Consider the following 24,332-nt stretch of genomic DNA (forward strand, 5'->3'; position numbering starts at 1 on the left):
CGGTTCTGACAGGCCGACGGGCCGTCCATCCGGTGCGGAGCGCAGTCCGTAGAGTTGGCTCATGTCCACCGCCCCGGATGCATCCCGGTCCCCTGCCTCAGATTCAGCCGACGGTTCCGCGCTCGGCTCCGCTGCGGGCACCGCACGAGTGTCGCTGCGACGTCAGGTCACCGCCTTCGCCCTGTGGGACGGCGGCATGTCAGCGTTCAGCTCCGTGATCCTCACCTTTGTGTTCTCCACCTACATCACCAAGGCCGTCGCTGCCGAGGGCGTGGTGGGGAAGGCCGCGATCAAGGCTGCCCAGGACCACGGCGCTCAGGTCGTGAGCGGCTGGCAGACGGTCGGTGCTGTGGCCGTGGCGCTGCTCGCCCCGCTGCTGGGGAACCTCGCTGATTCCGGGGGCGGGCGCAATGCGCTGCTGCGCATCTTCACGATCGCCACCGTCGTCACGGTCGCGCTGATGCCGATGGTGGCACTGGACAGCGACGCACTGGTGCTGGGCGCTGTGCTGCTGGCGGTCGCGATCGTGTTCAGTGAGCTCGCCGGGGTGTTCGTGAACTCAGTGCTGCCGGAGATCTCCACGGAGGCGAATCGCGGCCGCATCTCCGGCACCGCCTGGGCCGTCGGCTACTGGGGGTCGATCCTCTGCCTGGGCCTGGTGCTCATTCTGTTCGTCATGCCGGGAACGGGACTGCTAGGTATCACCGATGAGAACGGCTGGAATCTGCGAGCGGTACCACTGTTCGTCGCAGCGTGGATCCTGGCAGGCACTCTCCCGCTGATGCTGTGGGCGCCGCGACATGCAGCCTCAGACCCCGGAGCGCGATGGAATCCGCTGCAGGGCTACATCACGATCATCCGCCGCGTGACCCGTGCGGTGCGCGATGAGCCGGTGATGCTGCAGTACCTGGTCGCGTCGGCGATCTACCGCGACGGTCTGGGCGCCGTGTTCTCCGTGGCCGGAATCCTGGCGGGCGTCGCATACGGCTTCTCCACCGTCGAGGTGATCCTGTTCGGCATCGTGGCGAACCTGGTGGCAGGCTTCGGGGTCTTCGTCGGTGGGCGGGCCGACGACCGGTTCGGGCCACGCCCCGTGATCATCGCGGGATGCCTGGGCATCATCGTGCTGGGCCTGCTGGTGTTCGCCTTCGGCTCACCACTCGTGTTCTGGATCGCGGGACTGGCGATCTGCCTGTTCGTCGGCCCCGTGCAGTCCGCATCGCGCAACCTGCTCACTCGCTTGTCTGCACCCGGCCGGGAGACAGAGAACTTCGGCCTATACGCCACCACGGGGCGCGCGCTCGGCTTCCTGGGGATGGGCGCGTTCACGCTGACGGTCGCGTGGCTCAACGACACGCGTTCCGGCATCCTCGGGATCATCGTGGTGATGGCGGTGGGCCTGCTGGCATTCGTGCCGATCCGTTTGGGAGCTGCCGGGCGCGCATCGGCGCGCTGAGCGCAGCGACCGGCCGACGAGTTCAGGCCAGCTGAGCCGGGTCGACCAGGAAGCCCTCCGGGTCGACCACGAAACCGCCGACGGTCTCGTGCACCAGCCCGACGATCTGCCCGATCCGTCGATACACGCGCACCCAGCGCTGAGCGGTTGCCTCGTCGGGCTGCTCCAGCTGCAGCTCTGCACGGTCTTCCGGCTCATACACAACCATGTAGTACACCGCCTCATCCGCCCAGGGAACATCCTGCAGCGCCACGGGCACCTCGCCGCGTCCCACATGCACGAGGATCCGGCCGCCCTCATCGAGGTCGATGCTGAGCCCATACGAGGAGATCGGCGCATCCGTCGGGTCGTCATCGAGCGTCGCCTCCGGCTCGAGCGGCGCGATGAGTTGCGCGAAGGACTCCGGGGCGAGCACATGCGGGCTCAGCACCGCCAGGTCCGGAATGCAGCAGGGGTGGGGCTCCAGGCGCACACCATCCTCCGTGACCACAGCGCCGAACAGTCGGCGCGCAAGGGACCACGCGAGGTCAAGTGCCTCCAGCTCGACACCTTCGGGCTGTCCGTCAGGGAATGCTCGGCCGTACCCGTGGGAATCAGGCTCGGCTTCGCGTGCACTGTCGCCCTGGCTCGCGTCGCCACGCTCACGCGGAGCCTCCAGGGTCCAGCGTCCTGCCCCGCGTCGGCTCTCATCCGCTACCAGACGCATGCCATCACCGATCGTGAGCACGCCACCGTCGAGCGCTGCCTCCGGGCGCACATTGCGGATCATCGTGAGCACATCCGCCGGGTCGGTGGTGCGCGGAAGCTGCAGCCGGTGCGCGGTCAGGGGCTGCGTCGTCGCATCGTCGGACTGCGTCGTGTCGTGGGACAGATCGGATGGGGCGCTCATCAGCTCTCCTCCTCCACCGGGATACGCGTGCGATGGAAGTTCAGGGCCGAACGCGACGGGGTGGGGCCGCGTTGACCCAGATAGCGGTTCAGGTTCCCGGCGGACCCGTACGGGCGCTCTGCCGGGCTGGACAGGCGGAAGAAGCACAGCTGCCCGACCTTCATTCCGGGCCAGAGCGCGACAGGCAGGGTGGCCATATTCGACAGCTCCAACGTGATGTGCCCGGTGAAGCCGGGATCGATGAAGCCCGCGGTGGAATGCGTGAGCAGGCCCAGACGGCCCAGCGAGCTCTTTCCCTCCAGGCGCGCAGCGACATCATCGGGCAGGGTGATGCGCTCATACGTCGAGGCCAGCACGAACTCCCCGGGGTGCAGCATGTAGGGCTCGTCGGGGTCCATCACGATCTCCCGCGTGAGCTCAGCCTGCTCCTGCGCAGGGTCGATCATCGCGTACTTGTGATTGTCGAACTGGCGGAAGAAGCGGTCGATGCGCACATCCACGGAGGCGGGCTGAACCATCTGCGGGTCGTACGGGTCCAGCTCGACCCGGCCCGCCTCGATCTGGTCTCGAATATCGCGATCGCTCAGCAGCACCCGCTCAGCCTATCCGCCCGGATGCGATCCTGCCCACGGCTCGCAGCAGGCGATGTGCCTCGCCACCGTCGGCGGGGTATGCTGATCGGCGTTCGTCGCCCACAGTGTGCGTTTCCTTTCGGCGAATGCACAGCTGAGGGCGGGGATTCGCGGGTGTAGTTCAATGGTAGAACTTCAGCTTCCCAAGCTGACAGCGCGGGTTCGATTCCCGTCACCCGCTCCGTTTGCGCTGGTCACGCCGCACTGTTGCGCCCTGACCGGGTGGCACTCCGGCCACGCAGTGCGATGGGCCCACCGTGCTGGGCAAAGCAGACCCATCGCGTTGCACAGATCCCGCCAGCAGCGGAGGTCAGGCGCGTCCTTCCAGGTGATCGCGAACAGCCTGCATGTCCTCTGCGGTGCGGATGTTCGCGAGCGACAGCTCGAGGAAGACACGCACAACGATGATCATCACGAGCACCGGGATCCACCCGAGCAGCAGGTGCGCCACTCCCATCATCGCGGGGAGGAACGCCACGGCCTCCGTCTGGTAATCACCGGACAGGATCGCGGCCATCGCAAAGTTGCCCAGGGCAGATCCCAGCCAGGCGATCACCCCCAGAGCGACGGTGAGGATGTAGAGGATCTTGGCCACGGTCGGGGTGGCGTAGCTGCGGAAGGAGAGGTCGATCAGGGCCTTGAGACCACCTTCCTTGCGGGTACCGCTCGGAGCCGCCGCAGCGCTGAAGGACCCAGAAGCTGTTCCTGTCGCTGCCGTGCCCGACGCAGCGCTGCTCGTTCCGTGGGAGGTGTGTGCCGAGTAGTCCGGGTAGTCCGCGCGGCTATCAGCGGAGGGAACGTCGGTGCCGGAGGATGGGGAGTAGGGAGTGGGCTGGGGAGCAGGGTTCTGAGTCATAGCGTCATTGTGCCAGTTGCCCCACATGTCAGGGCGAGGCGGCGACGCCCGCTGCTGACGCCGCGCTAGCCCACCGATGACCTCTCAGGCCGCGACTCACCGAGCACCGCGGTCGGGACCCTGGGCCCTCCGCCGGTTCTGTCACGGTGTAACAATGCCCGCATGCCCAAGATCATCGGCGCCTCGCTGGAGGAGCACCGTGAACGCACCCGGGAGAAGATCTTCGCCGCGCTCGGCGAGCTCCTGGGCACACACGAGTTCGACGAAATCACGTTCTCGTCGATCGCCAAGAGCGCCGGGGTTGGGCGCACCGCGATGTACAACCACTTCCCCGACAAGGACACGCTCCTGGTCGAGTACGCGATCCATGAGACCGACGGGTACATCCGCGCTCTTGAGGAGGGCATCTCCCACGCCCGCAGCCCCCGGGAGGCGGTGCTGCTCTACGTGCGTACCCAGCTGGAGCTGACGGTGTCGTTGCATATGCCGACGAATCTCTCGCGCCACCAACTCGCCCCGCAGACGGCGATGAAGATGCATGAGCACGTGCTGATGATCGACAAGGTGCTGCGGCGCATTCTTGACAGCGGTATCGCCAGCGGTGACTTCGCCGAGGATCTCGATGTCGATGCCGCGATACGCATCATCAACGCGCTGGTGGTCGGCAAGCGGATGCAGCGCGTCACCCGCTCCTCGCTGGAGGAGTTCGTGCTGCGCGGCCTGGGTGCTCAGGTCTGACCCACGACCTCAGTCGCCAACCACCTCAGTCGGCCGCCACCGTGACCCCGACCGTCTCAGTCCTCAGCGTGGCTATCGTCCTCGGCGTCGTCCTTCGGGTCCTGCGCGGCTGCTGAGCTTTTCGCGCCCCGTCGGCGCGAGCGCCCGCCGCGGCCCTTCCGGCGTGGCGCATCCTCGACCGGCAGAAGCACCTCCTCGACGTCGTCGTCCTGCGCATCCCAGGTCATCGCGTCCAGGGTCTGCTCGGGCAGGGGCTCATCCCGACCTCCGAACAGCGGCTGGCTGAGGTCCTCCTGCCCGTCTTCGAGGTCCACCTCGGGAGCGGTCGCCGTGATCACCCAGAAGACGCTCGCGACGATCAGTGCCACCACGGCAATGCCCCAGCGCAGCGCCGGATCCACGTCCCCGCCCCATACGATCGCGGTCGCCGCCGGGGTGATGAGGGCAGCACCGAACGCCACGACAAGCAGAAGCGGCAGCGCCACGGCAGCGACGCTCGACCGCAGAGCACCCACCAGCACCGCGGACGTGATCGCACCGGAATGCGCCCACGAGCCGGGGCCGCCGTAGCGGCCAGACGCGATGGAGGCGACAGCGCCCTCGGTCGCAGCCGACCCCAGCAGCATCCACAGCCCCAATCCGCCTGCTGTTGCCGCTGCCCCCAGGACGAGTCCGGGCAGCGACGACGCGCCGAGCCCGAACCCGGCGGCGACGGGCAGCAGCACAGCCACGACCACCGGGGTGACGCTCGCGCGGCGCAGCCCGTCGAACACATCGCGCAGATCAGCGCTGTCCCGGCCCTCCAGGCGCGCTGAGCGCGACTCCACCACGGCCAGAGCACCCGCGCGGCGCACCGCATCGAGCAGTGAGGCGCCCACAAGCAGCACGGTCACGGCACCGGTGAGCACACCGGCGATCACCGGCATCGCCATCGGTGTGAGGGCGTGCAGGGACCTGTCCTCCCAGACTGTGCCCGCGCGGGGCGCCAGCTGAATGGTGGTGACGATCGGCGCGATCACCGCGGTCGCGGCGATCACCGCGGTCAGCAGCATGATGCCGCGCGGCCCCGGGGATGCCTGGGCGACGACCTCGCGCAGCTCCCGCGGCGTGCCGGGCCGATCCGCGATACTCGGCGCCATCAGCGCAGCAGCATGTCCGGCGAGCACCACGAGGGCACCGAGGCCGGCATGGGCGAGCAGTGTGGAGGCCAGTTCCGGCACCCCGGCGCTGAGAACGCTCAGCACCACCACGATCAGGGCCACCAGGGACAGCCCGCCAGCGGCCAGCAGCGCCGAGGACCCGAGCGCGGCGGCACCGCCGAGCGCTCCACCGGTGCGGCTTGTGCGGGCGGCGCGAAGCACGGTGCCGCCGCGCCGCTCAGCGATCGTGGCCATCAGCATCACGGCGCCGAACGCGGCGAGTGCGCCCAGGCCCAGCGCCCCGCCGATCACCGCGGACGGGTTGATCGTGTGCAGGGTGATGACGTCGAGGAACGCACCGGCGTCACGCGAATCGTCGGTCGCGCTGATCCACTGCCCCATGTCCTTCGCGGCTTCTTCGATCTGTCCGGTCATCTCTGCGCGCGGCAGCGGCTTCTCTCCGGCGATGGCCGGGTCCGTGAAGTTCGCTTGGCCAGCCTGGGCGAAGCGCAGCGCCTTGTACTGGGAGGGCAGCCACAGCACGGCGCACGCCACCAGTGCGGCCGCACCGAGCATCGACGATACGACCCCGCCCAGAGTGAATGTGGCCGACTCGCGCCCCTCAGCGCCCACGTGCGGCACCACGGCGACGATGGCGGCGGTCAGCCAGGCCACGCCCAGGGCAAGCAGCGGCACAAGCACGGCCTCCGCGGCGATGACCTGCACTCCCAGCAGCACGGCAGCTCCCGCGAGCGCGGTCACCAGTGCCACGAGGTCGGCACCCAGTGCGGCACCGCGGCGGAACAGTCGGGCACTGAGCTCAAGCGGCGCCCCGAGGATCGAGGTGTCGTCGGCGTCTTCATCGTTCTCGTCCACGCCGACGAGCAGCACGGCGGCGGCGCCGACGGCATCGAGCGGAGCCGCGGTGGCGCGCAGGGCGAGCGCGGAGAGGGCGGCGCCCGCGGCCATGGCCAGCAGGGCGATACCCGAGGCGGTCTGCAGGAACCAGATCACCACGACGATCGGCAGCACCGCCCAGGACAGTGCGCTCACCACCGCGAGGGCACCGAGCCGCTGTGTGGCGCGCCCCCGTTCGGCGGCCTCGACGCCGAGCGCCGCCACCAGGATCATCATGCCGCGCCATGCGGCGAGGGGGGCCAGCAACAGCCCGGCCAGCAACATGCCCGAGCGCAGGATCCGATCGTCCGTCGAGCCGGGTACCAAGAAGAGCAGCGCCACGGCCGGGACCCCGACCCACAGGATCACCGAGCCCGCGGATCCGAGCAGGGCGCCGAGGCGCCGCCCCAGCGCGGGGTCGACGCCGTCGGCGTTCTCATTGCGAGCCATGCGCTGCGGCACGATGAATCCAGCGACGATGCCTGCGAGGGACAGGACGCCGAGCACGAGCAGGATGATGGCGATGTCATCGCCCAGCCGGTAGTCAGTGATCAGATCCACGGTCTCTTCCCATGGTGAGATGGCTGGCACGAGGGCCAGAAGGTCAGAATGACGGGCACAGAGCCAGGGGTCACGATGGCTGGCGCGCGGCCTGAGGTCAAGCGTGGCCGCGCTGGCTCACGGGGCTCGCGAGCTCGCACCGGCGCCTGGCCCGCTGGTCTCAGGACAGCAGGGACAGGTCCAGCGCGGTGGGGGCTCCGTCGACGATGCGGATCGGCACACCCCAGTCCTGCTGATGCATGTGGCAGGCGGGGAACTCGACCGACGGGTCCGCGTCGCACGAGGCGGCGCGGGCACTGACGTGCAGCACACCCTCGGTGTGCGCGGGATCCAGGTGCACGGTGCGTTCGAGCGCGGTATCGGTGCCGCCGCCGTCGCGGATCATGCCGGACGGGGTGGTGGAGATCGTCACCTGGGTGGAGGGGCCGAGCGAGTCGTCGAGCTTGTGTCCCTCCGGCGGGGTGAACAGCACACGGACGGTCAATGGGCCGCGGCCGATCTCGGTGACGGGGCGTTCTGAGCGCAGGGAGCCTTCGTCGATGCGACGCTCTGCAGCCTTCGCCACAGGCACCCAGGTGACCCGGTGCCTGCCGGACTCGACGACGAGCAGCTGCCCGATGCCGTCGATCGGTGGGCCGATGGTCGCGTCGGAGGGTTCGGCGAGATCTGTCGCGACGGTGACAACGTCGGCCTGTCCGTTCTCGCCGTGTTCGTCGATCAGGCGGATCGCCCCGTTGTATGTATCGGCCACAGCGATGCGTCCATCCGGCAAGGCGGTCACACCCAGGGGATGCTGGAGGCGGGCTGTTTCGGCGGGGCCGTCGACGTGACCGAAGTCGAACAGGCCGGTACCCACCAGGGTGGTGACCTGCATGGCCGACGGATCAATCACGCGCACAGCGGAGGTCTCCGAATCCGCGACGACAAGGCGGCCGTCCTCGAGTTCGTCGATACCGGAGGGCTGCGCCCACCAGGAGCGCACCAGTGGACCGTCCACGAGGCCCTCCTGTGTGGTGCCCGCGAGAACGGCGAGAGTCCGACCCGCCGGGTCAAAGGTCCAGATCTGATGGATCCCGGCCATGGTGATGACGGCACAGTTCAGGGCATGCGACCAGGTGAGGTCCCACGGGGTGGAGAGGTCGAAGCCCAGCGGATCACCGCCGCCGACGGGAAGCGGCGCGCCCTGCATCCACTGGGCGCCCGAGCCCGCAACGGTGGTGACCTCGGTGGCGGTGCGTGCACGCAGCAGACGGTCACGCCCGATTCGTACACCGCGTAGGCGATGGTTCGCGGTATCAGCGACGAGCAGGTCGTAGCCGACGGCGTCGGCGACCTCCGCGGGCAGGGCGAGCAGGCCGTTGGGTTCGGCGAACTGCGCCTCGGCGCCATCGCCGTCGGCATGGCCCCGCTGCCCCGCACCGATCACCTCATCAACGGTCACCGCGTCGTGCTCGAACACGACCAGACGGTGGTGGCCGGGGTCTGAGACGACGAGTCGGCCGTCCGGCAGCACAACGGCTTTGGAGGGGAAGCTCAGCGTGGAGGTGGGCTGCTCCTCGAGGACGGTCGGGGCGTCGCCACGCCGCAGGGAGCCGTCAGCCTCGGCTTCGGCCACCAGTCGGCCGACGAGCGCGTCGAGATTCGCAGCATGGCCCTCACCGGAGAGGCTGCCGGCGATACGGCCGTGCGTATCGATCACGATCAGGGTGGGCCAGGCGCGCGCGCCGTACTCACTCCAGGTGGACAGCTGTGGATCATCGAGCACCGGGTGGGTCACGCCGTAGCGGCCGATGTTCGCGGCGAGCGCTTCGGGGTCCTTCTCGAACTCGAACTTCGGGGAATGCACGCCGATGACCACAAGCTCCTGGGAGTACTTCTCCTCGAGCGGTCGCAGCTCATCGAGCACATGCAGGCAGTTCACGCAGCAGAACGTCCAGAAATCCAACAGCACGATCTTGCCGCGCAGATCCTCGAGCCGCAGGTCGGCTCCGCCGGTGTTGAACCAGCCGCGGCCACGCAGCTCCGAGGCGCGGGGGCGGTCGTTCCAGGGTGCGGCGGTGTCGTGTTCGGCGGCAGTCATAAGGTCAGTCAACACCGCCGGGGCGGGAGGGGCCAAACACCGCGACACAGAACGCACCACGCGCAGGGCCCGACTATGGTGCAGCCACCGCGGGAATCGCAGTCACCAGGTGCTGATCCATTCGTGCAGAGCCGGGTCCTCGAGGCTGTCGATCACGAGGTCCGCCTCGGGCGCTGGATCACCGGGGGCGGGCACGGCGATCAGCCGCAACCCTGCGTCGCGAGCGGCACGCGCACCGGTGGCGGAGTCCTCGAAGGCGAGCGCGTCACGGGGGTCGACGCCCAGGGCGCGCGCTGCTGCGGCATACATGTCCGGAGCGGGCTTGGGTCGCTCGACGGTGTCGGATGCCTGCAGCACGGTGATGTGCTCACGCAGCCCACCCACCGTGAGTTTGTGCTCCAGCGCCGTGAGCCACGAGTTGGAGGCGCAGCCAACGCCCACGCGCTCAGCGACCGCGCGAAGTGTCGTCAATGCTCCTGGCATGGTGCGCACGCCGTCTGTGAGCAGCTCATCGAACACCTCGTGGAGCCGACGGTCCACGATCTGCACGTCCGTGCCGGAGCGTTCGGCGAACAGGGCGGCGGCGGTCTCCAGAGCGGAGCCGTGCAAGGCTCGGCGGTCGTCGTCCCTGATGCGGGCACCGACCTCTTGGATCACACGCCGCTGCGTCTCCTCCCACACCGACTCGGTGTCCAGCAGCAGACCGTCGCAGTCGAAGACGACGGCGCGCGGCGTCCAGTCCCCGAACGCTGCGGCGATCCGTGAGGCGGTGCTGTTGCTGCCGGGATCGCGTTGCGGCTGCGTCATCGGGTGCGGGTCCAGCTCTCGACCCAGCGGTGCAGCTCGGGGTCGGTGAGGTCCGTCAGGCGGTGATGCGAGCGCGGGTCCTGACCGGGAATGACGGGCACGGAGATCAGCTGGAGTCCTGCGGCCAGAGCGGATTCCGCTCCTGTTTCAGAGTCTTCGATCGCCAGGCAGTCGGCGGGGTCGGCGCCGAGCAGCTCGGCGCCACGCCGATACATGTCGGGGGCGGGTTTGGGCTGTGCGACGTCCTCGATCGCAACGGTGTGGTCTGCCACGTCGTCGATGCCGAGGGAATGGACCTTCTTGTCGAGCAGGTCGCGGGGTGAGTTGGAGGCGATGGCAACGGGCTTGCGCTCGGCGATCGCGCGGAGGATCTCCAGGGCGCCGGGCAGCGGGGTGAGCGGGCGGTCGAGATCGGCGCGGTGCTGGGCGAGCAGCTCGCCGACGACGACCTCCGGGTCCTTACCGACGATCCGTGCGATCGCGGCGACGACGGTCTGGGCGCTGCGGCCGGTGATCTCGCGGCGGGTGTGCTCATCGATGGTGGCGCCATGGGACTGCAGGTAGGTGTCCTGTGCCTGAACCCATTGCTGTTCGGTGTCCACCAGGGTGCCGTCGAGGTCGACGACGACAGCGGCGGGCTCCCAGCTCGGCGGCCAAGGTGTCAGTTTCGAGGCGGTGGGCAGGTGATCGCGTGACGGGGTGGGATCCGTGATGGTCTCGCTCATGATGGCTCCAGCGTAGCCACGCCGTGTCCTGCCCTGCAGCACGCCGCGTCGGTGCCCCGCGGAGGTCGAGGCGCCGACGCGGCGTGTCGGGTGGGCCGGCGGACGCTGCTCAGGCAGCGGCGGCGAGGCCCTTCTCCAGATCGGCGAGGATGTCGTCGATGTGTTCAAGGCCAACGCTCAGGCGCACGAAGCCCGGCCCGGCGCCCGCCGCCACCAGCTCGTCGGCGGTGAGCTGGGAGTGGGTGGTGGAGGCGGGGTGGATCACGAGGCTGCGCACGTCACCGATATTCGCCACGTGCGAGTGCAGCTCGAGTGCTTCGACGAACTTCTTGCCGGCGTCGATGCCGCCGGGCAGCTCGAAGCCGAGCACGCTGCCGGCTCCGCGCGGGAGGTAGGTGTCGGCCAGCTGCTTGTACGGGGAGGAGCTGAGCGATGCCCAGGTGACCGAGGCGACGCGCTCGTCGGCTTCGAGGAACTCGGCGACGGCACGCGCGTTGTCGACGTGCCGCTCGATGCGCAGCGGGAGGGTCTCCAGGCCCTGGCCGATGAGGAAGGCGTTGAACGGGGAGATCGCCGGCCCCAGGTCACGCAGCAGGTTGGTGCGGGCGCGGGTGGCGAACGGCGCCGGGACCTGCGTGAACACGAGACCGTTGTAGGACTCGTCAGGCTGGGTGAACTGCGGGAACTTCTCGGGATGGGCGGAGAAGTCGAAGCTGTCACCGTCGACGATCACACCGGCGATGGAGGTGCCGTGCCCGCCGAGGAATTTGGTGGCGGAGTGCACCACGACGTCGGCGCCGTGTTCGAGTGGACGCAGCAGGTAGGGGGTGGCGATCGTGTTGTCGACGATCAGTGGCACACCGACCTCGTGGGCGACATCGGCGATGCGGCGGATGTCGAGGATGTCGTGCTTGGGGTTGGGGATGGTCTCGCCGAAGAACGCACGGGTGGTGTCGTCGGCGGCGGCGCGCCAGGACTCGGGGTCGGCGGGGTTCTCAACCCAGCGCGGGGTGATCCCGACTGTCGAGAGGGTGTGCTTGAACAGGTTGAAGGTGCCGCCGTACAGGCTCGGGGAGACCACGACGGAGTCGCCGGCACCGGCCACGTTGAGGATCGCGAGAGTGATGGCGGCCTGCCCGGAGGCGAGTAGCAGACCTGCCGCCCCGCCTTCGAGGGCCGCGATCCGGGACTCCACGGTGGACTGCGTGGGGTTCGTGATGCGGGTGTAGATGTTCCCCGCCTCGGTGAGGGCGAAGCGGTCGGCTGCCGACTGCGTGGAGGGGAAGGCGAAGCTGGTGGTCTGGTGGATCGGCAGGGCCAGCGATCCGGCGGCCGGGTCAGGCTCCTGGCCGGCGTGGATCGCGAGGGTCTCGAAATGCTGCGGGGTGGTCATGGCATCCTCCGGGTCGGCGGTCTGAGTTCGGACCGACAGCGGCCGGTCACCGCCCGGTGGGCGCTCGGCCGGGGCGGTGATGCCACTGTTGCCGACGGGCCCGCGATGCGGGGAGCTTCATGAACGACTATGACCGCCGACGGCGTCATCCACCGTGGGCGGCGGCCTCATCATTCGTCCGGGCTGACCTCCTCCTGCATGGGGGCGAGCGCGAGGGTACGCCCCGTCCAGCGGCGTCGGAGCCACCTGTCGTGAGAGGCGATCAGGACCGTGCCGGGCCAGTCGGCGAGTGCCGCCTCGAGCCGGGTCGCGGTGACCAGGGCCAGATGGTTCGTGGGTTCGTCGAGAACAAGAAGGTCGGGTGGGTCGAGCAGGATCGCGGCGAGCATGACGCGGCGCAGCTGTCCACGGGACAGAACGGTCAGCGGCCGGGTCAGGTCACGCGGGTGCACGAGCCCGAACAGCTCGGGCACCGCTGCCTCGTCCTCGATACCGGTGGCGCGGCGCAGATGCTCGCCGACGGTGATGTCCGCTGGAGCCTCGTCGTCCTGCAGCAGGTGGCCGATGCGCAGGTTCGCGGGGCGGTTCACGGTGCCGCTGCTCGGCTCGAGTCGTCCCACGAGCACATCGAGCAGGGTCGACTTGCCGCTGCCGTTCACGCCAGTGACCAGCAGATGCTCGCCGTTGGTGAGCGCAAGGGAGGTGGGGGCGAGACGCCCGTCAACGCCAACCTCGACGGCTGAGATCAGCACCTGGCCCGTGCCCTTGCGCGGCGCCGCGGGCATAGCGGTGAAGTGCAGGTCGGCCGGGGGCTTGCGGATCTGTTCGCGTTCGAGCCGTTCGAGGCGCTGTGTCGCCTCCCGAACGCTGCGGGCGACACGCACGGCGGCCTTGTCGGAGTAGAACTTGCGGGCCCCGCGGATCTCGGAGTGCTTCTCCGAGATCCTCCCCTGCCGGTGCGCGGCAACCTCGATCGCCCGCAGCTCGTTCAGCTCGTCCTGCTCCCGCGCGAACTGCTGCTCCCAGCGGTCGCGCTCGTCGAAGCGGGCCATCAGGTAGTCGGAGAAGGTGCCGGTGTAGGCGCGGGCACCGCCCGGCTCGCGGTGCAGAGGGGTGGGTGCCGGGTCGAGGTCGATCTGGGCAAGGGTCGCCTCGTCGAGGAAGGCACGGTCGTGACTGGCCAGCAGCACGGGGCCGGGATGCTCGGCGAGCAGCCGAGCGAGGAAGGCAGCGCCGGCGTCGTCGAGATGGTTGGTGGGCTCGTCGAGCAGCGGCGTGGGGGGGCGGGAGATCAGCAGGTGGGCGAGGGCGGGGCGGGCGCGCTGCCCGCCGCTGATCTCGCCGAGGATGCGCTCGCGGGGCAGGTCCGCGAGGGCAAGCCCGGCCAAGACCTCCTCGGCGCGGTGCTCGGCCGTCCAGACGTCGGCGAGGGTGGCCTCCTCCAGGAGTTCGTCGTAGCGGCGGGCGGCCTGCGGGTCCTCCGGGGCGTCGGCGAGGGCCTCTGCGGCGGCGGCCAGCTCGGCCTCGAGCCGACGGGCCCGGGACAGGGCGTCCTCGAGCAGTCGCTGGAGGGTCCAGTCGGCGGGGCGCGGCAGCTCCTGGTGGAGGAGGCCGACGGGGCCCGGCAGGTCGAGCGTGCCGCCGTCGGCCTCGAGCTCGCCAGCGAGGATGCGCAGCAGGGTGGTCTTGCCGCAGCCGTTCTCGCCGAGCAGTCCGGTCGGCCGGCCGGCGGGGACCACGAGGGAGACGTCGGTGAGGACGCGACGATCCGGGTAGGAGAAGGAGACGCCGTCGGCGCGCAGATGCAGGTGGGCGGCCGCGGTCGAGGCGTGGGAGGTGGCAGTGGCGGTCATCGATCAGCTCCGGGAGTGTGCGTGGGGCCGCGCCGGGGCCTCGGAGTAGGGCTCGACGAGGCGCGGGCGCAGGCAGGGCGACGGGGCCGATCAGTTCCACATGCCCTCGACCGTACCAGGGCCGACGACTGCCGGTCCATTCGATTCCCGGACGGCGGTCGACCGGTCCTGCATCGGCCACCCGTCTGGCCGACGCACAACGGGTCGTCACAGAGGGGGTCGGTGTGACACGACCTCATCGATCAGCCGATTCGGCTCCCCTTCGTGCACGACGGGGGCGGAGCCGCGGCGGCTCACTCGGTGCGGCGGGATTCCACGGCGGCGCGGGTGCGGGCCAGCGCGTCTCTGCCGAGGTCCGGAAGCTTCCGGACTGTTGCCATGAACAGGCAATCCACCACCGTGAGCTGGGCGATGCGGGAGGCGGTCGCACCGGAGCGCACCTCCGACTCGGAAGCGGCGGTCACCAGCACGTGATCGCAGGCCCGTGCGAGAACGCTGCGCGGCGCCTCGGTGACGGCAACGGTGAGGGCACCGGATCGGGCCGCGACCACGGCGAGGTCGAGCGTCTCTGCGGTGCGCCCGGAATGCGAGAAGGCGATGCACAGGTCGTCGGGACGCAGCAGGGCGGCGGCAGGCAGGCCGTGATGGATGTCGAGATAGGCGACGGCGGGCAGGCCCACGCGGAACAGTTTCTGCTGCAGGTCCTGAGCGGGCAGGGCGGAGGCTCCGACGCCGACCAGCAGGATGCGTCGGGCGGTCACCGCGTGCTGGGCGACGGCGTCGAGCACCGCCGTGTCGAGCATGCCCACGGTGTCGTGGGCGGCGCGGGCGTCCGCTGCGGCGATCTTCGCGATCACCACCGAGAGATCGTCGGCCGGGTCGATATCGGTGGCGTAGACCTCGGCGGGTGCACCGGCGCGCTGGGCCGTCTCCTCATGGAGGGCGAAACGGAACTGGCGATACCCGGTGTATCCGATCTCCTTGGTGAAGCGCACCACGGTCGCCTCGGAGCAGTCGGCGTGGGCGGCGACGTCGGCGATCGTCATGGCGGCGACTGCGGCGGGCTCGGCGAGCACAACATCGGCAATGCGGCCGAGCGCGGGCTGCAGGCCGGTGCGGTGAGCGCGAATCCGAGCGGTGACGGTGCCTTCCACGGCGGGGACCTGCTGGTTCACGATGCGTTCCTTCCGTGCTCTGTGAGCCGGCCCGACGGGCCCTGGCTGGTGTTGGCCATGTCAGCGTTCCTGCGCGGATACGGATGGGGTGAGCCGGAGTCGGGTGATCGGGCCCGCCCCGTCGGGCCGAGGAGCGCCGACGGGCGGCGTGAGCACGCCGAGCACCTGGGCGGCGCGGGCGCCCGTGGCAGGGCGGCCGTCACGGCCGACGGGGACGCCCGGCAGCCCCTGGATCGACATCCACCCGATCAGGGCGACGAGCACGGCCTCCTTCGCGTCGGCATCGAGACCGAGCCGGGCGGTGGTGTCCCACACGGTGTCGGGAAGCAGCGCCGCCAGACGCTCGCACAACAGCGGGTTGTGGGCGCCACCGCCGGAGAGGAGAACACGCCCCGGCCGATGCGGCGCGAGCACATCGGCGATGGTGCTCGCGGTGAGTTCGACCAGTGTGGCGAGCAGATCCGGAAGATCAGGCAGGGCGATCCCGGACCGTGCCGCGACGGCGGCGACATAGCCCGGGGTGAAATGCTCACGACCGGTGGAACGCGGCAGTGGCAGAGCGTAGAACGGGTCCTCGCGCAGGGCAGCCAGCAGCCCGGGGTCGACGGTGCCGGTGCGGGCGCGCGCTGCATCCCGATCACAGGGCTGGCCCGTTGCTGTACGGACGGCAGCATCGAGCAGTGCGTTGCCGGGGCCGGTGTCACCGATGGCGTGAATAGTCCCGTCGTCCTCGAGCACGGTGACATTGCCGATACCGCCGATGTTCAGCAGCGCGGTGCGGCCCGGCAGGTCGGCGCGGCCCGCGACGAGCAGGGAATCCAGCAGAGGGACGAGCGGGGCGCCCTGGCCTCCGGCGGCGACGTCGGCGGTGCGCAGGTCAGCGAGCACGGGTGTGCCTGTGGCGGCGTGGATCCGGGCAGGATCACCGATCTGCAGCGTGGAGGTGACCGTGCCGTCCGGGCCTGCGCCGTGGAACAGGGTCTGGCCGTGGCTGGCGACAAGGTCGACGCGCACGCCGTCGGCCGAGAGCTGCTGCAGCTCCACCGCGGCAGCCCTCCCGAAGGCGGCGCCGCACCGGGCATGCAGCTCGGACAGCGCCGCGGCATCGAGCTCACCGGGCGGCATGGCATCGAGCAGCTGGGCCCGATCCTGCTCTGACCAGGCATGTTCGCTCGTACGCAGGAGCTGTGCATGCAGCAGCGTCGGATCGCTCAGATCCCGGCGGAAGCGCACGGCCGCGGTGTCGATGCCGTCCACGCTCGTGCCGGACATCAGGCCCAGGATGGTCAGCGCACTGTCCCGGGCCGGGGGTTCGGTGCTCACCGGTCGCCGCCGGCGAGCAGGGCGTCGATGGCGGCGCGCATCATGGTGCGGCCGGCACCGTGGGCCAGGACGAGGCGGTCGTGGCGTGGTGCGGCGTCCGGGACACCCAGGTGGACAACGATCGCGTCCGGTCGCACAGCGAGCACCCGCGCCAGCTGCTCCTGCTCCGCCGCATCGCTGCGGGCCAACCGTGTGGTGACCAGGATCTGCGGGGCGCGCAATGCAGTGGTGAGGTCTTCCCCGCCGGCTGCTTCGTAGGCATCGATGCCGCGCTCATGCAGCGCGGCCAGCAGCCGGCCGCGGCGCGCCGAAGACAGCGCCACTCCCCCGCCACGCACGTCGATCACGCACGTCTGATCCAGCGTGAGGCGGGCATGCCGCACCTGGACTGCACGCAGGGCCGCCCCGGCGCCCAGCGATTCGGCGTGGGCGAGCGCCTGGTCGAGGTCGGGGGTGGGCAGCCAGCGTCGGCGCGAGCGGATGGAACGCAGCAGCACGCGGGTGCGTGAGGCTCGCTGGGCGAGGGTGTCGGCGCTGATCCGTCCGGACTGGAGGGCCGCCACGAGGGCGTCGTGCGCCTGCGTGACCATCTGGGCGCTGTCACGGCGGATCGAGGTTCCCAGGCACAGCAGGTCTGCTCCGGCCTCGACCGCGCGAACCACGGCCTCGGTGTAGCCGGGGTCCTCGGAGACGGCCGCCATGTCGAGGGCGTCGGTGATGACGAGCCCGTGGAATCCGCCGAGGCTGATCTCCTCGAGCAGGTCCCGGGACCAGCCCGAAATGGTGGCGGGGCCCTCGCCGAAGGTCGGTACCAGGACGTGCGCGGTCATCACGGCATCCATCCAGGGGGCGAGGGTCCAGGGCGCGAGATGGTCGCGGCGGAACGTCGCCTCCGGCAGGTCGATCCGCGGCAGTGCGGTGTGAGAGTCGACGCTGGTGGCGCCGTGGCCGGGGAAGTGCTTGCCGCACACGGCGATGCCTTCGTCTCGCAGCCCGGAGGCCATCGCGCGGGCGTGCCGGGCCACGAGGTCGGGTTCGTCGCCGTAGGCGCGGGTGCCGATAACCGGGTTCGCCGGATCGGTGGAGACGTCCAGCACGGGCGCGAGGTCAAGGTCGATGTCGCAGGCGGCGAGGATGTCACCGAGCGCGCAGCCCATGCGGCGGGTGAGGTCCACGTCATCCAGGGTTCCGAGCGCCCATGCGGTGGGCAGGGAGGAACCGGTGGCCGACTGCAGGCGGGTGACGTCACCGCCCTCTTCGTCGATCGCGATCACGCAGTCAGCGGCGATCTCGTGGATGCTGCGGGCGAGGTCGCGGGCGGTTGGGGCATCCGGCGTGTTGTAGCCGAAGAAGATCACGCTGCCAACGCCTTCGGCGAGGATCTCGCGTTCGAAATCGGTCAACTCGGTGCCGGAGACCGGCGCCATGAGCAGGCTGAGAATGTCGCGGTTCCAGTCCGTGCGGGTCGGGGTGCTGGAGTTCGAGGTACCGGGGGTCGGGGTGGCATTCGTCATCGGCGCATCACCTTTCGCGGCACCGACGGTGAGGCTGTGGCGGCGAGCACACGACGTCGTGCGATCATGAGAGCTCCTTGGGGGAGGCAAGCGTCATCAGTGGCCTCTCTGCACGGCACCCGATCGACGCCGGAGTAAAATTTCCTCGTCGCGGACGAGATGGTGAAGAAACTACCACACACGGGGGTTCCGAGTGAGGCCGACCACTCCTGCTGAGCGCAGCGATCGCACGCACACTGTCTCGCTGCGCGTCGTCATCGGCGCTGACATCGGCGGGACGAGCACTCGCATCGCCCTGGTCCCCGTGGAGCAGCGCACGGGGGCCGACGCCGAGACCGTCGGCCCGAGCCTCGACGGGGCCGTCATCACCCGGGGGCCCGGTGCGAATCTGCGCTCCTCCGGCCCCGCCGCCGTGGCCGGCATCGCGGCGCCTGTGCGCGAGGCACTGACGGTCGCGGGCGAGACGTTCGACCGCCCGCTCGATGTCTGTGCCGTGTTCGCCGGCATGTCCGGAGCGGGAGCCGCCCGCCATGGCGAGATCCTCGATGCCCTCCGCCAGGCCCTCACCCCACTGGGCATCGCTGCCGACCGCATCGACGTGGGCCCGGATCTGCTCACCGCCTTCCTCGCCGGCGATGTGGGTGATGACGGGGTGCTGCTGCTGGCTGGCACCGGTGCCGTGGCGGTGCGTTTCACCGGACGCGAGATCACCGAGCGACGCGATGGCATGGGCTGGATGCTGGGTGACATCGGCTCCGCCGTGTGGCTCGGACGCCGCACCCTCGAAGCGGTGGCCGCCGATATCGACGACCGCGGGCCGCGGACCGAGCTCACCGAGCGCCTAGCCGATGCATTGGATCTCGATCTGCGCGACGGCATCCTGCCGCCCTCCCCCACCGGCGATGTGCGTCAGGACCTCATCCGCGCCCTCGACGAGATCGTGCCCGTCGGCTCCCCCGCGGCGATGGGCCGCTTCGCCCCGCTGCCCGGCCAGATCCCCGACGACCCCGTGGCACGGCAGATCCTCGATGCCGCGATCCGTCATCTCAGCTCCGCGGTGCAGCGTCTGGATCCTGACCGCGAGCTGCCCGTGGTGCTCGCCGGGTCCGTGCTCACATCCCCCGGCCCGATCCACGATGAACTCTTGGCCGGGCTTCAGACCGATGGCCGCACCACCGCCATCGCCGCCGACGGACTCGCAGGCGCTGTTCGTCTCGCGCATGAGGCGGCGCTCGAGGACCCCACCGCGGACGCGCGGCACGGGTGAGCAGATCAGGTACGAGTCAGATGACGCACCCAGCCTCCGCCGTCCTGAGTGCGGCGACGCGCTGCCCGCGGCGTCTGTGCCGACGCTGGCGGCGCCGCCTGAGCGGTCTGCGCACCGGAGCGTGCAGCTGGCGCGACCTGCTGCTGTCGGAGAACCTGCGCTTTTCGATGTCGCTGCTGCTGGCCTGCGTGTTCTGGATGGTGGTCCCGACACTGCGACTCGAGCTCAACTGGGTCACAGCCGACAACGCCCGGGAGAGAGCCTTGCTGCTGGCGTTGACATTCGTGGTCATCGTCAGCGCGTACACCGCACTGTTCGCCCTCTTCACGCTGGCGGCGGCGCATGGGCAGCCGCGCGCACGACTGCTGGCGCTCGCTCGACTGCCTCATGCCCGACGGCACGTGTTCGCCTACCGCGCGTGGGCATCCCGCGCCGGCGCCCGCACCGAAGTGATCAACATGATGGTCACCGCCATCGTCGCGATCGCTGTGCTGATCGCCAGGCCGCAGGGGGTGCCGGTCACGATTCTTCTGATCATTGCGGTCGGCTCCATGGCAGCGACCTGGTTCAGCACCGTGGTGACCTACGCGCTGGAGTACGCGGCCGCCGATGCAGTCGACGGCGGGTTCTCGCTGCCTGGGACGACAGTGTCCGAGCGAGGACTGCCGGAGTACCTGTACGCCGCGGTCCTCGTGCAGACCTCATCGGGGCCCACCGATCTCGTGCCGCAGACCGCCCGGGCTCGCCGTCTGGTGCGCGACCATGCTCTGCTGGCCCATATCACCAGCACGGTCATCATCGCCGTGGGTGTCTCGTTGGTGATCTCGGTGCTGACCACCACCTGATCCGCACCACCTAGGATGGACCTCGTGCCGTCGCGCACCCCTGACCCGCATCACCCGGAAGGCTCCACGATGTCCGAGCTCGACCATCAGGTCCCTACCCGCGAGAAGGTGCTCGTGGTCGGCGCCGGTCCGGCCGGTCTGGCCGCGGCTGCCGCGCTGCAGGCGCTCGAGGTCCCCTTCGACCTGGTCGATCGCGCCGAACATGTCGGCGGGATCTGGAACTCGCAGCGGGAGGACTCCCCCATCTGGTCCACCATGGAGATGATCTCCTCCCGCGCGTTCACGCAGTACGAGGACATGCTCCAGCCGGTGTCGTTCCCGGAGTTCCTGCGCGGCGAGCAGATGGCGAAGTATCTGCGCGCCTACGCCGCACGCTACAACCTGACCGAGCACTTCCGGCCGGGTGTGGAGGTGCGAAGCGCGCATCCGTTCTCGGAGGGTGTGTGGCAGGTGGAGCTGTCCACCGGCGAGATCACCATCTATCGAGCGATCATCGCAGCGCATGGCACGAGTGAGCGCCCCTACCTGCCGGACTGGGTCCAGCAGGCGCCCGCGAGCACACGGGTGATCCACGCGAAGGACTGGACCAGCGCCGACGGCCTCGAGGGCCAGCGCGTGCTGGTCGTGGGCTCCGGGCAGTCCGCCGCAGATATCGCCGTGGACGCCGCCCGCCGCGCTCTCGAGGTGCGCTGGTCGGTGCGTACGGGCCACTGGGTGGTGCCGCGCCGGATCGGACCGGTGGCGGGCGACGTGGCCGCCGCACGGGAGCCGGAGCTGCTGGGGCCGCTGAACGAACGCATCGCCTCCGCGGTGGTGGGGCGCCTTGCCGGTGACCCGTCCGAGGTTGGTCTGCCGGCGCCGACGGTGCCGCTCACGCAGGATCGCGTGATCGTCTCCGACACCGTGCTGGATCGAGTGCGTGAAGGCCGGATCACCCCGATCGGTGAGGTCACCGGCATCACCGCCGACGGCGCGATCACGGGCAGCGGCGACGGCTACCGTCCCGACCTCATCATTCTGGCCACCGGTTATCGCTCCGGTGCGGACTATCTGCCGGACGATGTGGTGCCGTCCACCGAGTCGGGAGCCCCGGACCTGTTCCTCGGCGCATTCCCGCGTCATCGCGATGATCTGGTGATCCTGGGTCAGGTACGCGTCTCCGGTGGCATCCTGCCGGTGCTCGTGGAGCAAGCAGACATCGCGGCCTATCTGATGCGCGCCGTGATCGACGAGTCCGGCCCGCTGGAGGAGTTCCGACGAATCCGTGCAGGCGGCGACGCGTCGGTGCACGCCGCTGCCGAGAGCCCGGGGCGGCTGGCCCGACTGTGGGCACGCCGACGAGCAGCGAAGACCGCCGCGTCGACTCAGGTCGAACCGTACGTGCCGTTCACGGACCGGGAGCAGCTGCTGGGTCGTCTGCGGACGGTCCGCGGCCTGTTCGCCTGAGCACGATCGCGGCCGCCGCAGCGACCAGCACGGTTCCGCCGACGAGGGCTATGCCGCCGGTGCGCTGATCCGCCAGCGCGTCGGCGAGCCAGGGACGCCCGGTCGCACCGAACCAGCTGGCCGCGAGCAGTCTGTCGCCGACGGCGAGCGTGATGGCGGCGGCGAGCAGCACCGCCGCAGCTGCCGCAAGGCCGGGCCACGGCGAGCGAGCGCAGCGCACCGCCTGCACGGTGAGCACACCCGCCACGACGGCGAGGAGCATCAGCATGATGTGAGCTGCGTGCGAGGTCAGTGCCAGGCGCAGCGTGAATGGCTGCGCGTAGACGCCGATGAGCAGGAGGGGCCCCGCGGCGGCGAGAGCAGCGGCCAGCCAGGGCCGCGTCGGCAGCAGGTCACGCAGCCACGTGGAGCGCTGCACCGCGGCCCCCAGCAGCAGGCCCACCGCCAGCAGCAGCGCATGCAGCACAACATGGGCGCTGACCAGCACCTTGCTGTAGACCGCGAGCGGACCGCTGGTGACAAGCACGAGCAGCGCCACTCCCCCGACAGCGGCGAGGACATCAGCGCGGCGCCGGAGTGGTGCGGCGGGCCGCCAGAACCACAGCAGAACAGCGGCGGCTGCGGCGAGCCCTGCCGGGTCGGGACGCCACTGGCCCAGCACCGTGAGAAGAGTCGGTTCGGGCGGCAGCGGATAGCCGGACAGACGCGAGGCGGCGTCCACCGGCGGCGGCACTTCCACGGCGGGCGGCGGTGACGAGCTCATGGCTGCGGCAAGCGCGATCGCAAGTCCCATCAGCAGCAGCTCCATCACGGCGAGCCGCCGGTACGCGGTGATCGCGTGTCCCACTGGGGCGTCCGGGTCGACGCGGGCAGCGAGCTGCTGCCGCTGGGCGTATCCGAGCACCGCGAGCGTCAGCAGGAGCAGCGCCTTGACCACGCCGAGCTGCACGTACGGGCTGCTCAGGACATCCGCGGGTGCGGTCATCCGCACGCCGAGCGCCCACAGCCCGCTCACGCCCACCGCGATCCAGGCCACGAGTGCAAGGCGGGAGAAGCCACGCAGCACGGCGGCATCATCGCGCTGCGCGGGAGGCAGCACCTGCAGCACAAGCAGTCCACCCACCCAGACGCCGACGCCGAGCAGATGCACCGCCAGGGTCGAGGTCGCGGTCTCATGCGAGCTGCCACCGGCGGCATGGCCCGTCATGGCGGTCGCACATGCGGCTGCCCCCAGCAGGATCGCCACAGCACGGGCATGGGTCCGCGAGGTGCCGACGAGAGCGGCGGTGGTGGAGCCTGCCAGCAGCACCAGGCCGGTGAGCAGCCAGGACCCCAGGTCGGTCGCGACGAACACCGGCAGGTCGGAGCCGAAACGGTCCGAGGCCAGCGACTGGCCGGTCGCGAGCGCGTAGGAGGTGAGCAGACCGAGCAGCCGGGCGATCGTGGCGATCCCTGCGGCGACGGCAACGGTTCCCATCGCGCGCGTGCGGTCAGCGTCGGCCCTCAGCAGCCATCCGCCGATCACCGCGCCGCCCAGTGCGACGGCTGCCGCAAGATCAGCCACCATGGCGGCGATGGGTCCGGCGGTCCGCACCACGGGGCCGGCGTCAGCAAGCACGATGTTGTCCCCGGCGGCTCCGGCAGCCGCCAGCACGGCCACGACGGCCAACACCACCAGGGCGATCACACCGACGGCGCCGAGCCGGACGCGGCCTGCGGTCATGAGGCGATCACCACCCCGAGCCACAGCCCGGCCATGCACAGGCCGATCGTCAGCAGCGTGTACCCGGTGGCGAGCACGGACGAGCCACCGCGCGCGAGCTGTGCGGCATCGAGGGCGGCAGTCGAGAGCGTGGAGAGTCCGCCGCAGAAGCCGACGGCAAGCAGCAGGTAGGCGAGGGCGGCGGCGCCGTCGGCCGATCCGAGGTTCACCACCACCAGCCCCAGGAGGAAGCAGGCGAGCACGTTCGCGATCATCGTGGGCCACGGAATCGGCGGGGAGTCCGTGCGGCGCTGCCCCTGGGGAGCGCGCCGGGCCTGCAGAGTGCTGTACATGTCACCGATCCACCAGCGCAGTGCGGCACCGGCGCCGCCACCGATCCCCACCATGAGCACGCTCAGCAGTGCCGTCATGCTGTGCCCTCCTGGTCTGGATCCGTTGCGGACGTGATCGCTGCCTCCACGCGCGGGCGCAACGTCTCGTAGGTGCGCAGGGCGCGGCCGATCCGCGTGCCGAGCGCGAGCCCCAGCGCTGTCGCGGCGAAGCTGAGGATGAGCGTGACCATCCCGTAGATCGCGGCGAGCATCGAGAAGCCCGCCCCCACCATCGCCGATCCCTCCAGGACAAGGGTCGACATGGTGGTGAACCCGCCACAGAGGCCGGGGCCGGCGAAGGGCCGGACCCAGGCGCGCACGGGGCCGCGCACTTCGATCTCGCCGGTGAGCACGCCGAGCAGGAGGCAACCAACGACGTTCACCGCCAGGGTCGCGAGCGGCAGCTCGATCAGGGTCGGGGTCGTGGTGGAGGGCTCGATCAGCCCCAGCACCCACCGGGCGATGGCTCCGATCGCGCCACCGGCGGCGACCAGCAGTGCGATCCGCCAGCGGGCGAGCTGCTCGGGAACGGGGCCAGAACCGAGCACGTCATGCTCATCCTCCGGTTCCACCACGAGCGCGGCCATCTCCACGGTGTGCATGCGCACGTCCTCGCGGCGCGCACGGGCGCGAGCGGAACCG

20 protein-coding genes and 1 tRNA gene are annotated in these 24,332 nt (G+C 70.2%); 6 read left to right on the forward strand and 15 right to left on the reverse strand.

What is annotated here, in order from left to right; genetic code table 11:
• Window positions 1-61 precede the first annotated feature (61 nt).
• Entirely contained in the window at window positions 62-1,456 is a 1,395-nt protein-coding gene (locus C8271_RS12205) for an MFS transporter (RefSeq protein WP_106507520.1), read from the forward strand.
• A 22-nt stretch (window positions 1,457-1,478) separates the two neighbouring features.
• Here the strand turns inward: C8271_RS12205 and C8271_RS12210 are convergent, their stop codons facing one another.
• Together C8271_RS12210 and dcd are read right to left on the reverse strand one after the other, a co-directional pair.
• Window positions 1,479-2,345, reverse strand: a complete 867-nt coding sequence (locus tag C8271_RS12210; RefSeq protein WP_106507521.1) for a hypothetical protein — start codon at window positions 2,343-2,345, stop codon at window positions 1,479-1,481.
• The gene (gene dcd, locus C8271_RS12215; RefSeq protein WP_106507522.1) at window positions 2,345-2,938 is read right to left on the reverse strand and encodes a dCTP deaminase; all 594 of its coding nucleotides are present in this window, start codon (window positions 2,936-2,938) and stop codon (window positions 2,345-2,347) included. The genes C8271_RS12210 and dcd overlap by 1 nt, the downstream gene beginning before the upstream one ends.
• A 149-nt stretch (window positions 2,939-3,087) precedes the next feature.
• Here dcd and C8271_RS12220 point away from each other — a divergent pair.
• A tRNA-Gly gene (locus C8271_RS12220) sits at window positions 3,088-3,158 on the forward strand.
• Window positions 3,159-3,287: 129 nt separating this feature from the next.
• Here the strand turns inward: C8271_RS12220 and C8271_RS12225 are convergent.
• The gene (locus C8271_RS12225) at window positions 3,288-3,833 is read right to left on the reverse strand and encodes a DUF4282 domain-containing protein (protein ID WP_170957891.1); all 546 of its coding nucleotides are present in this window, start codon (window positions 3,831-3,833) and stop codon (window positions 3,288-3,290) included.
• A gap of 162 nt (window positions 3,834-3,995) precedes the next feature.
• Between C8271_RS12225 and C8271_RS12230 the strand changes: the two genes are divergently transcribed.
• A complete protein-coding gene (locus tag C8271_RS12230) occupies window positions 3,996-4,571 on the forward strand; it encodes a TetR/AcrR family transcriptional regulator (RefSeq protein ID WP_106507524.1) in 576 nt (191 codons plus the stop codon).
• Between the two features lie 56 nt (window positions 4,572-4,627).
• On the opposite strand, the gene C8271_RS12235 is transcribed toward C8271_RS12230, so the two are convergent.
• From C8271_RS12235 to C8271_RS12275, 9 genes are all read right to left on the reverse strand, one after another.
• Window positions 4,628-7,168: a sodium/proton-translocating pyrophosphatase gene (locus C8271_RS12235; RefSeq protein WP_138774578.1), complete on the reverse strand. Its 2,541-nt coding sequence runs from the start codon at window positions 7,166-7,168 to the stop codon at window positions 4,628-4,630.
• 160 nt (window positions 7,169-7,328) lie between these two features.
• Window positions 7,329-9,248 (reverse strand): thioredoxin-like domain-containing protein, encoded by a 1,920-nt coding sequence (locus tag C8271_RS12240; protein ID WP_106507525.1) that lies wholly within the window; start codon window positions 9,246-9,248, stop codon window positions 7,329-7,331.
• Window positions 9,249-9,350: 102 nt separating this feature from the next.
• The gene (locus tag C8271_RS12245; RefSeq protein WP_106507526.1) at window positions 9,351-10,055 is read right to left on the reverse strand and encodes an HAD family hydrolase; all 705 of its coding nucleotides are present in this window, start codon (window positions 10,053-10,055) and stop codon (window positions 9,351-9,353) included.
• Complete coding sequence (locus tag C8271_RS12250; RefSeq protein WP_106507527.1) at window positions 10,052-10,780, reverse strand: HAD family hydrolase; 729 nt, start codon at window positions 10,778-10,780, stop codon at window positions 10,052-10,054. Before C8271_RS12250 ends, C8271_RS12245 begins: the two co-directional genes overlap by 4 nt.
• A gap of 109 nt (window positions 10,781-10,889) precedes the next feature.
• Window positions 10,890-12,173, reverse strand: a complete 1,284-nt coding sequence (locus tag C8271_RS12255) for an O-acetylhomoserine aminocarboxypropyltransferase/cysteine synthase family protein (protein ID WP_106507528.1) — start codon at window positions 12,171-12,173, stop codon at window positions 10,890-10,892.
• A gap of 170 nt (window positions 12,174-12,343) precedes the next feature.
• Window positions 12,344-14,026 carry an ABC-F family ATP-binding cassette domain-containing protein gene (locus C8271_RS12260; protein ID WP_106507529.1) on the reverse strand — a complete coding sequence of 561 codons (1,683 nt, stop codon included), beginning with the start codon at window positions 14,024-14,026 and terminating at the stop codon, window positions 12,344-12,346.
• A 293-nt stretch (window positions 14,027-14,319) separates the two neighbouring features.
• A complete protein-coding gene (locus C8271_RS12265) occupies window positions 14,320-15,201 on the reverse strand; it encodes a MurR/RpiR family transcriptional regulator (RefSeq protein WP_245921129.1) in 882 nt (293 codons plus the stop codon).
• A 60-nt stretch (window positions 15,202-15,261) separates the two neighbouring features.
• Window positions 15,262-16,524: an anhydro-N-acetylmuramic acid kinase gene (locus C8271_RS12270; protein WP_106507530.1), complete on the reverse strand. Its 1,263-nt coding sequence runs from the start codon at window positions 16,522-16,524 to the stop codon at window positions 15,262-15,264.
• Window positions 16,521-18,038, reverse strand: a complete 1,518-nt coding sequence (locus tag C8271_RS12275; RefSeq protein WP_106507531.1) for a glycoside hydrolase family 3 N-terminal domain-containing protein — start codon at window positions 18,036-18,038, stop codon at window positions 16,521-16,523. The genes C8271_RS12270 and C8271_RS12275 overlap by 4 nt, the downstream gene beginning before the upstream one ends.
• 193 nt (window positions 18,039-18,231) lie before the next feature.
• Between C8271_RS12275 and C8271_RS12280 the strand changes: the two genes are divergently transcribed.
• From C8271_RS12280 to C8271_RS12290, 3 genes are read left to right on the forward strand one after another with little or no spacing between them, the layout of a single operon-like run.
• Complete coding sequence (locus tag C8271_RS12280) at window positions 18,232-19,305, forward strand: N-acetylglucosamine kinase (RefSeq protein WP_106507532.1); 1,074 nt, start codon at window positions 18,232-18,234, stop codon at window positions 19,303-19,305.
• Between the two features lie 20 nt (window positions 19,306-19,325).
• Complete coding sequence (locus tag C8271_RS12285) at window positions 19,326-20,150, forward strand: DUF1345 domain-containing protein (protein ID WP_106507533.1); 825 nt, start codon at window positions 19,326-19,328, stop codon at window positions 20,148-20,150.
• Window positions 20,151-20,174: 24 nt separating this feature from the next.
• Complete coding sequence (locus tag C8271_RS12290) at window positions 20,175-21,596, forward strand: flavin-containing monooxygenase (RefSeq protein ID WP_245921130.1); 1,422 nt, start codon at window positions 20,175-20,177, stop codon at window positions 21,594-21,596.
• Here the strand turns inward: C8271_RS12290 and C8271_RS12295 are convergent.
• Genes C8271_RS12295 through C8271_RS12305 form a run of 3 tightly spaced genes read right to left on the reverse strand, consistent with a single transcriptional unit; the run spans window position 21,538 to window position 24,292 of the window.
• Window positions 21,538-23,319: a CopD family protein gene (locus C8271_RS12295; RefSeq protein ID WP_106507534.1), complete on the reverse strand. Its 1,782-nt coding sequence runs from the start codon at window positions 23,317-23,319 to the stop codon at window positions 21,538-21,540. The genes C8271_RS12290 and C8271_RS12295 overlap by 59 nt on opposite strands.
• On the reverse strand, window positions 23,316-23,729 hold the full coding sequence (locus C8271_RS12300) for a fluoride efflux transporter FluC (protein ID WP_106507535.1): 414 nt from the start codon (window positions 23,727-23,729) through the stop codon (window positions 23,316-23,318). The genes C8271_RS12295 and C8271_RS12300 overlap by 4 nt, the downstream gene beginning before the upstream one ends.
• Window positions 23,726-24,292 (reverse strand): fluoride efflux transporter FluC, encoded by a 567-nt coding sequence (locus C8271_RS12305; protein ID WP_106508061.1) that lies wholly within the window; start codon window positions 24,290-24,292, stop codon window positions 23,726-23,728. Before C8271_RS12305 ends, C8271_RS12300 begins: the two co-directional genes overlap by 4 nt.
• Window positions 24,293-24,332: the final 40 nt, after the last annotated feature.

This window comes from Brachybacterium timonense (assembly GCF_900258505.1).
GTDB classification, from domain to species: Bacteria; Actinomycetota; Actinomycetes; order Actinomycetales; family Dermabacteraceae; genus Brachybacterium; species Brachybacterium timonense.

Coding starts and splice junctions, on each gene's coding strand:
- C8271_RS12205 (WP_106507520.1), top strand. CDS start 62: ATGTCCACCGCCCCGGATGCATCCCGGTCCCCTGCCTCAGATTCAGCC.
- C8271_RS12210 (WP_106507521.1), bottom strand. CDS start 2,345: ATGAGCGCCCCATCCGATCTGTCCCACGACACGACGCAGTCCGACGAT.
- C8271_RS12225 (WP_170957891.1), bottom strand. CDS start 3,833: ATGACTCAGAACCCTGCTCCCCAGCCCACTCCCTACTCCCCATCCTCC.
- C8271_RS12230 (WP_106507524.1), top strand. CDS start 3,996: ATGCCCAAGATCATCGGCGCCTCGCTGGAGGAGCACCGTGAACGCACC.
- C8271_RS12240 (WP_106507525.1), bottom strand. CDS start 9,248: ATGACTGCCGCCGAACACGACACCGCCGCACCCTGGAACGACCGCCCC.
- C8271_RS12245 (WP_106507526.1), bottom strand. CDS start 10,055: ATGACGCAGCCGCAACGCGATCCCGGCAGCAACAGCACCGCCTCACGG.
- C8271_RS12250 (WP_106507527.1), bottom strand. CDS start 10,780: ATGAGCGAGACCATCACGGATCCCACCCCGTCACGCGATCACCTGCCC.
- C8271_RS12255 (WP_106507528.1), bottom strand. CDS start 12,173: ATGACCACCCCGCAGCATTTCGAGACCCTCGCGATCCACGCCGGCCAG.
- C8271_RS12260 (WP_106507529.1), bottom strand. CDS start 14,026: ATGACCGCCACTGCCACCTCCCACGCCTCGACCGCGGCCGCCCACCTG.
- C8271_RS12275 (WP_106507531.1), bottom strand. CDS start 18,038: ATGACGAATGCCACCCCGACCCCCGGTACCTCGAACTCCAGCACCCCG.
- C8271_RS12285 (WP_106507533.1), top strand. CDS start 19,326: ATGACGCACCCAGCCTCCGCCGTCCTGAGTGCGGCGACGCGCTGCCCG.
- C8271_RS12295 (WP_106507534.1), bottom strand. CDS start 23,319: ATGACCGCAGGCCGCGTCCGGCTCGGCGCCGTCGGTGTGATCGCCCTG.
- C8271_RS12300 (WP_106507535.1), bottom strand. CDS start 23,729: ATGACGGCACTGCTGAGCGTGCTCATGGTGGGGATCGGTGGCGGCGCC.
- C8271_RS12305 (WP_106508061.1), bottom strand. CDS start 24,292: ATGCACACCGTGGAGATGGCCGCGCTCGTGGTGGAACCGGAGGATGAG.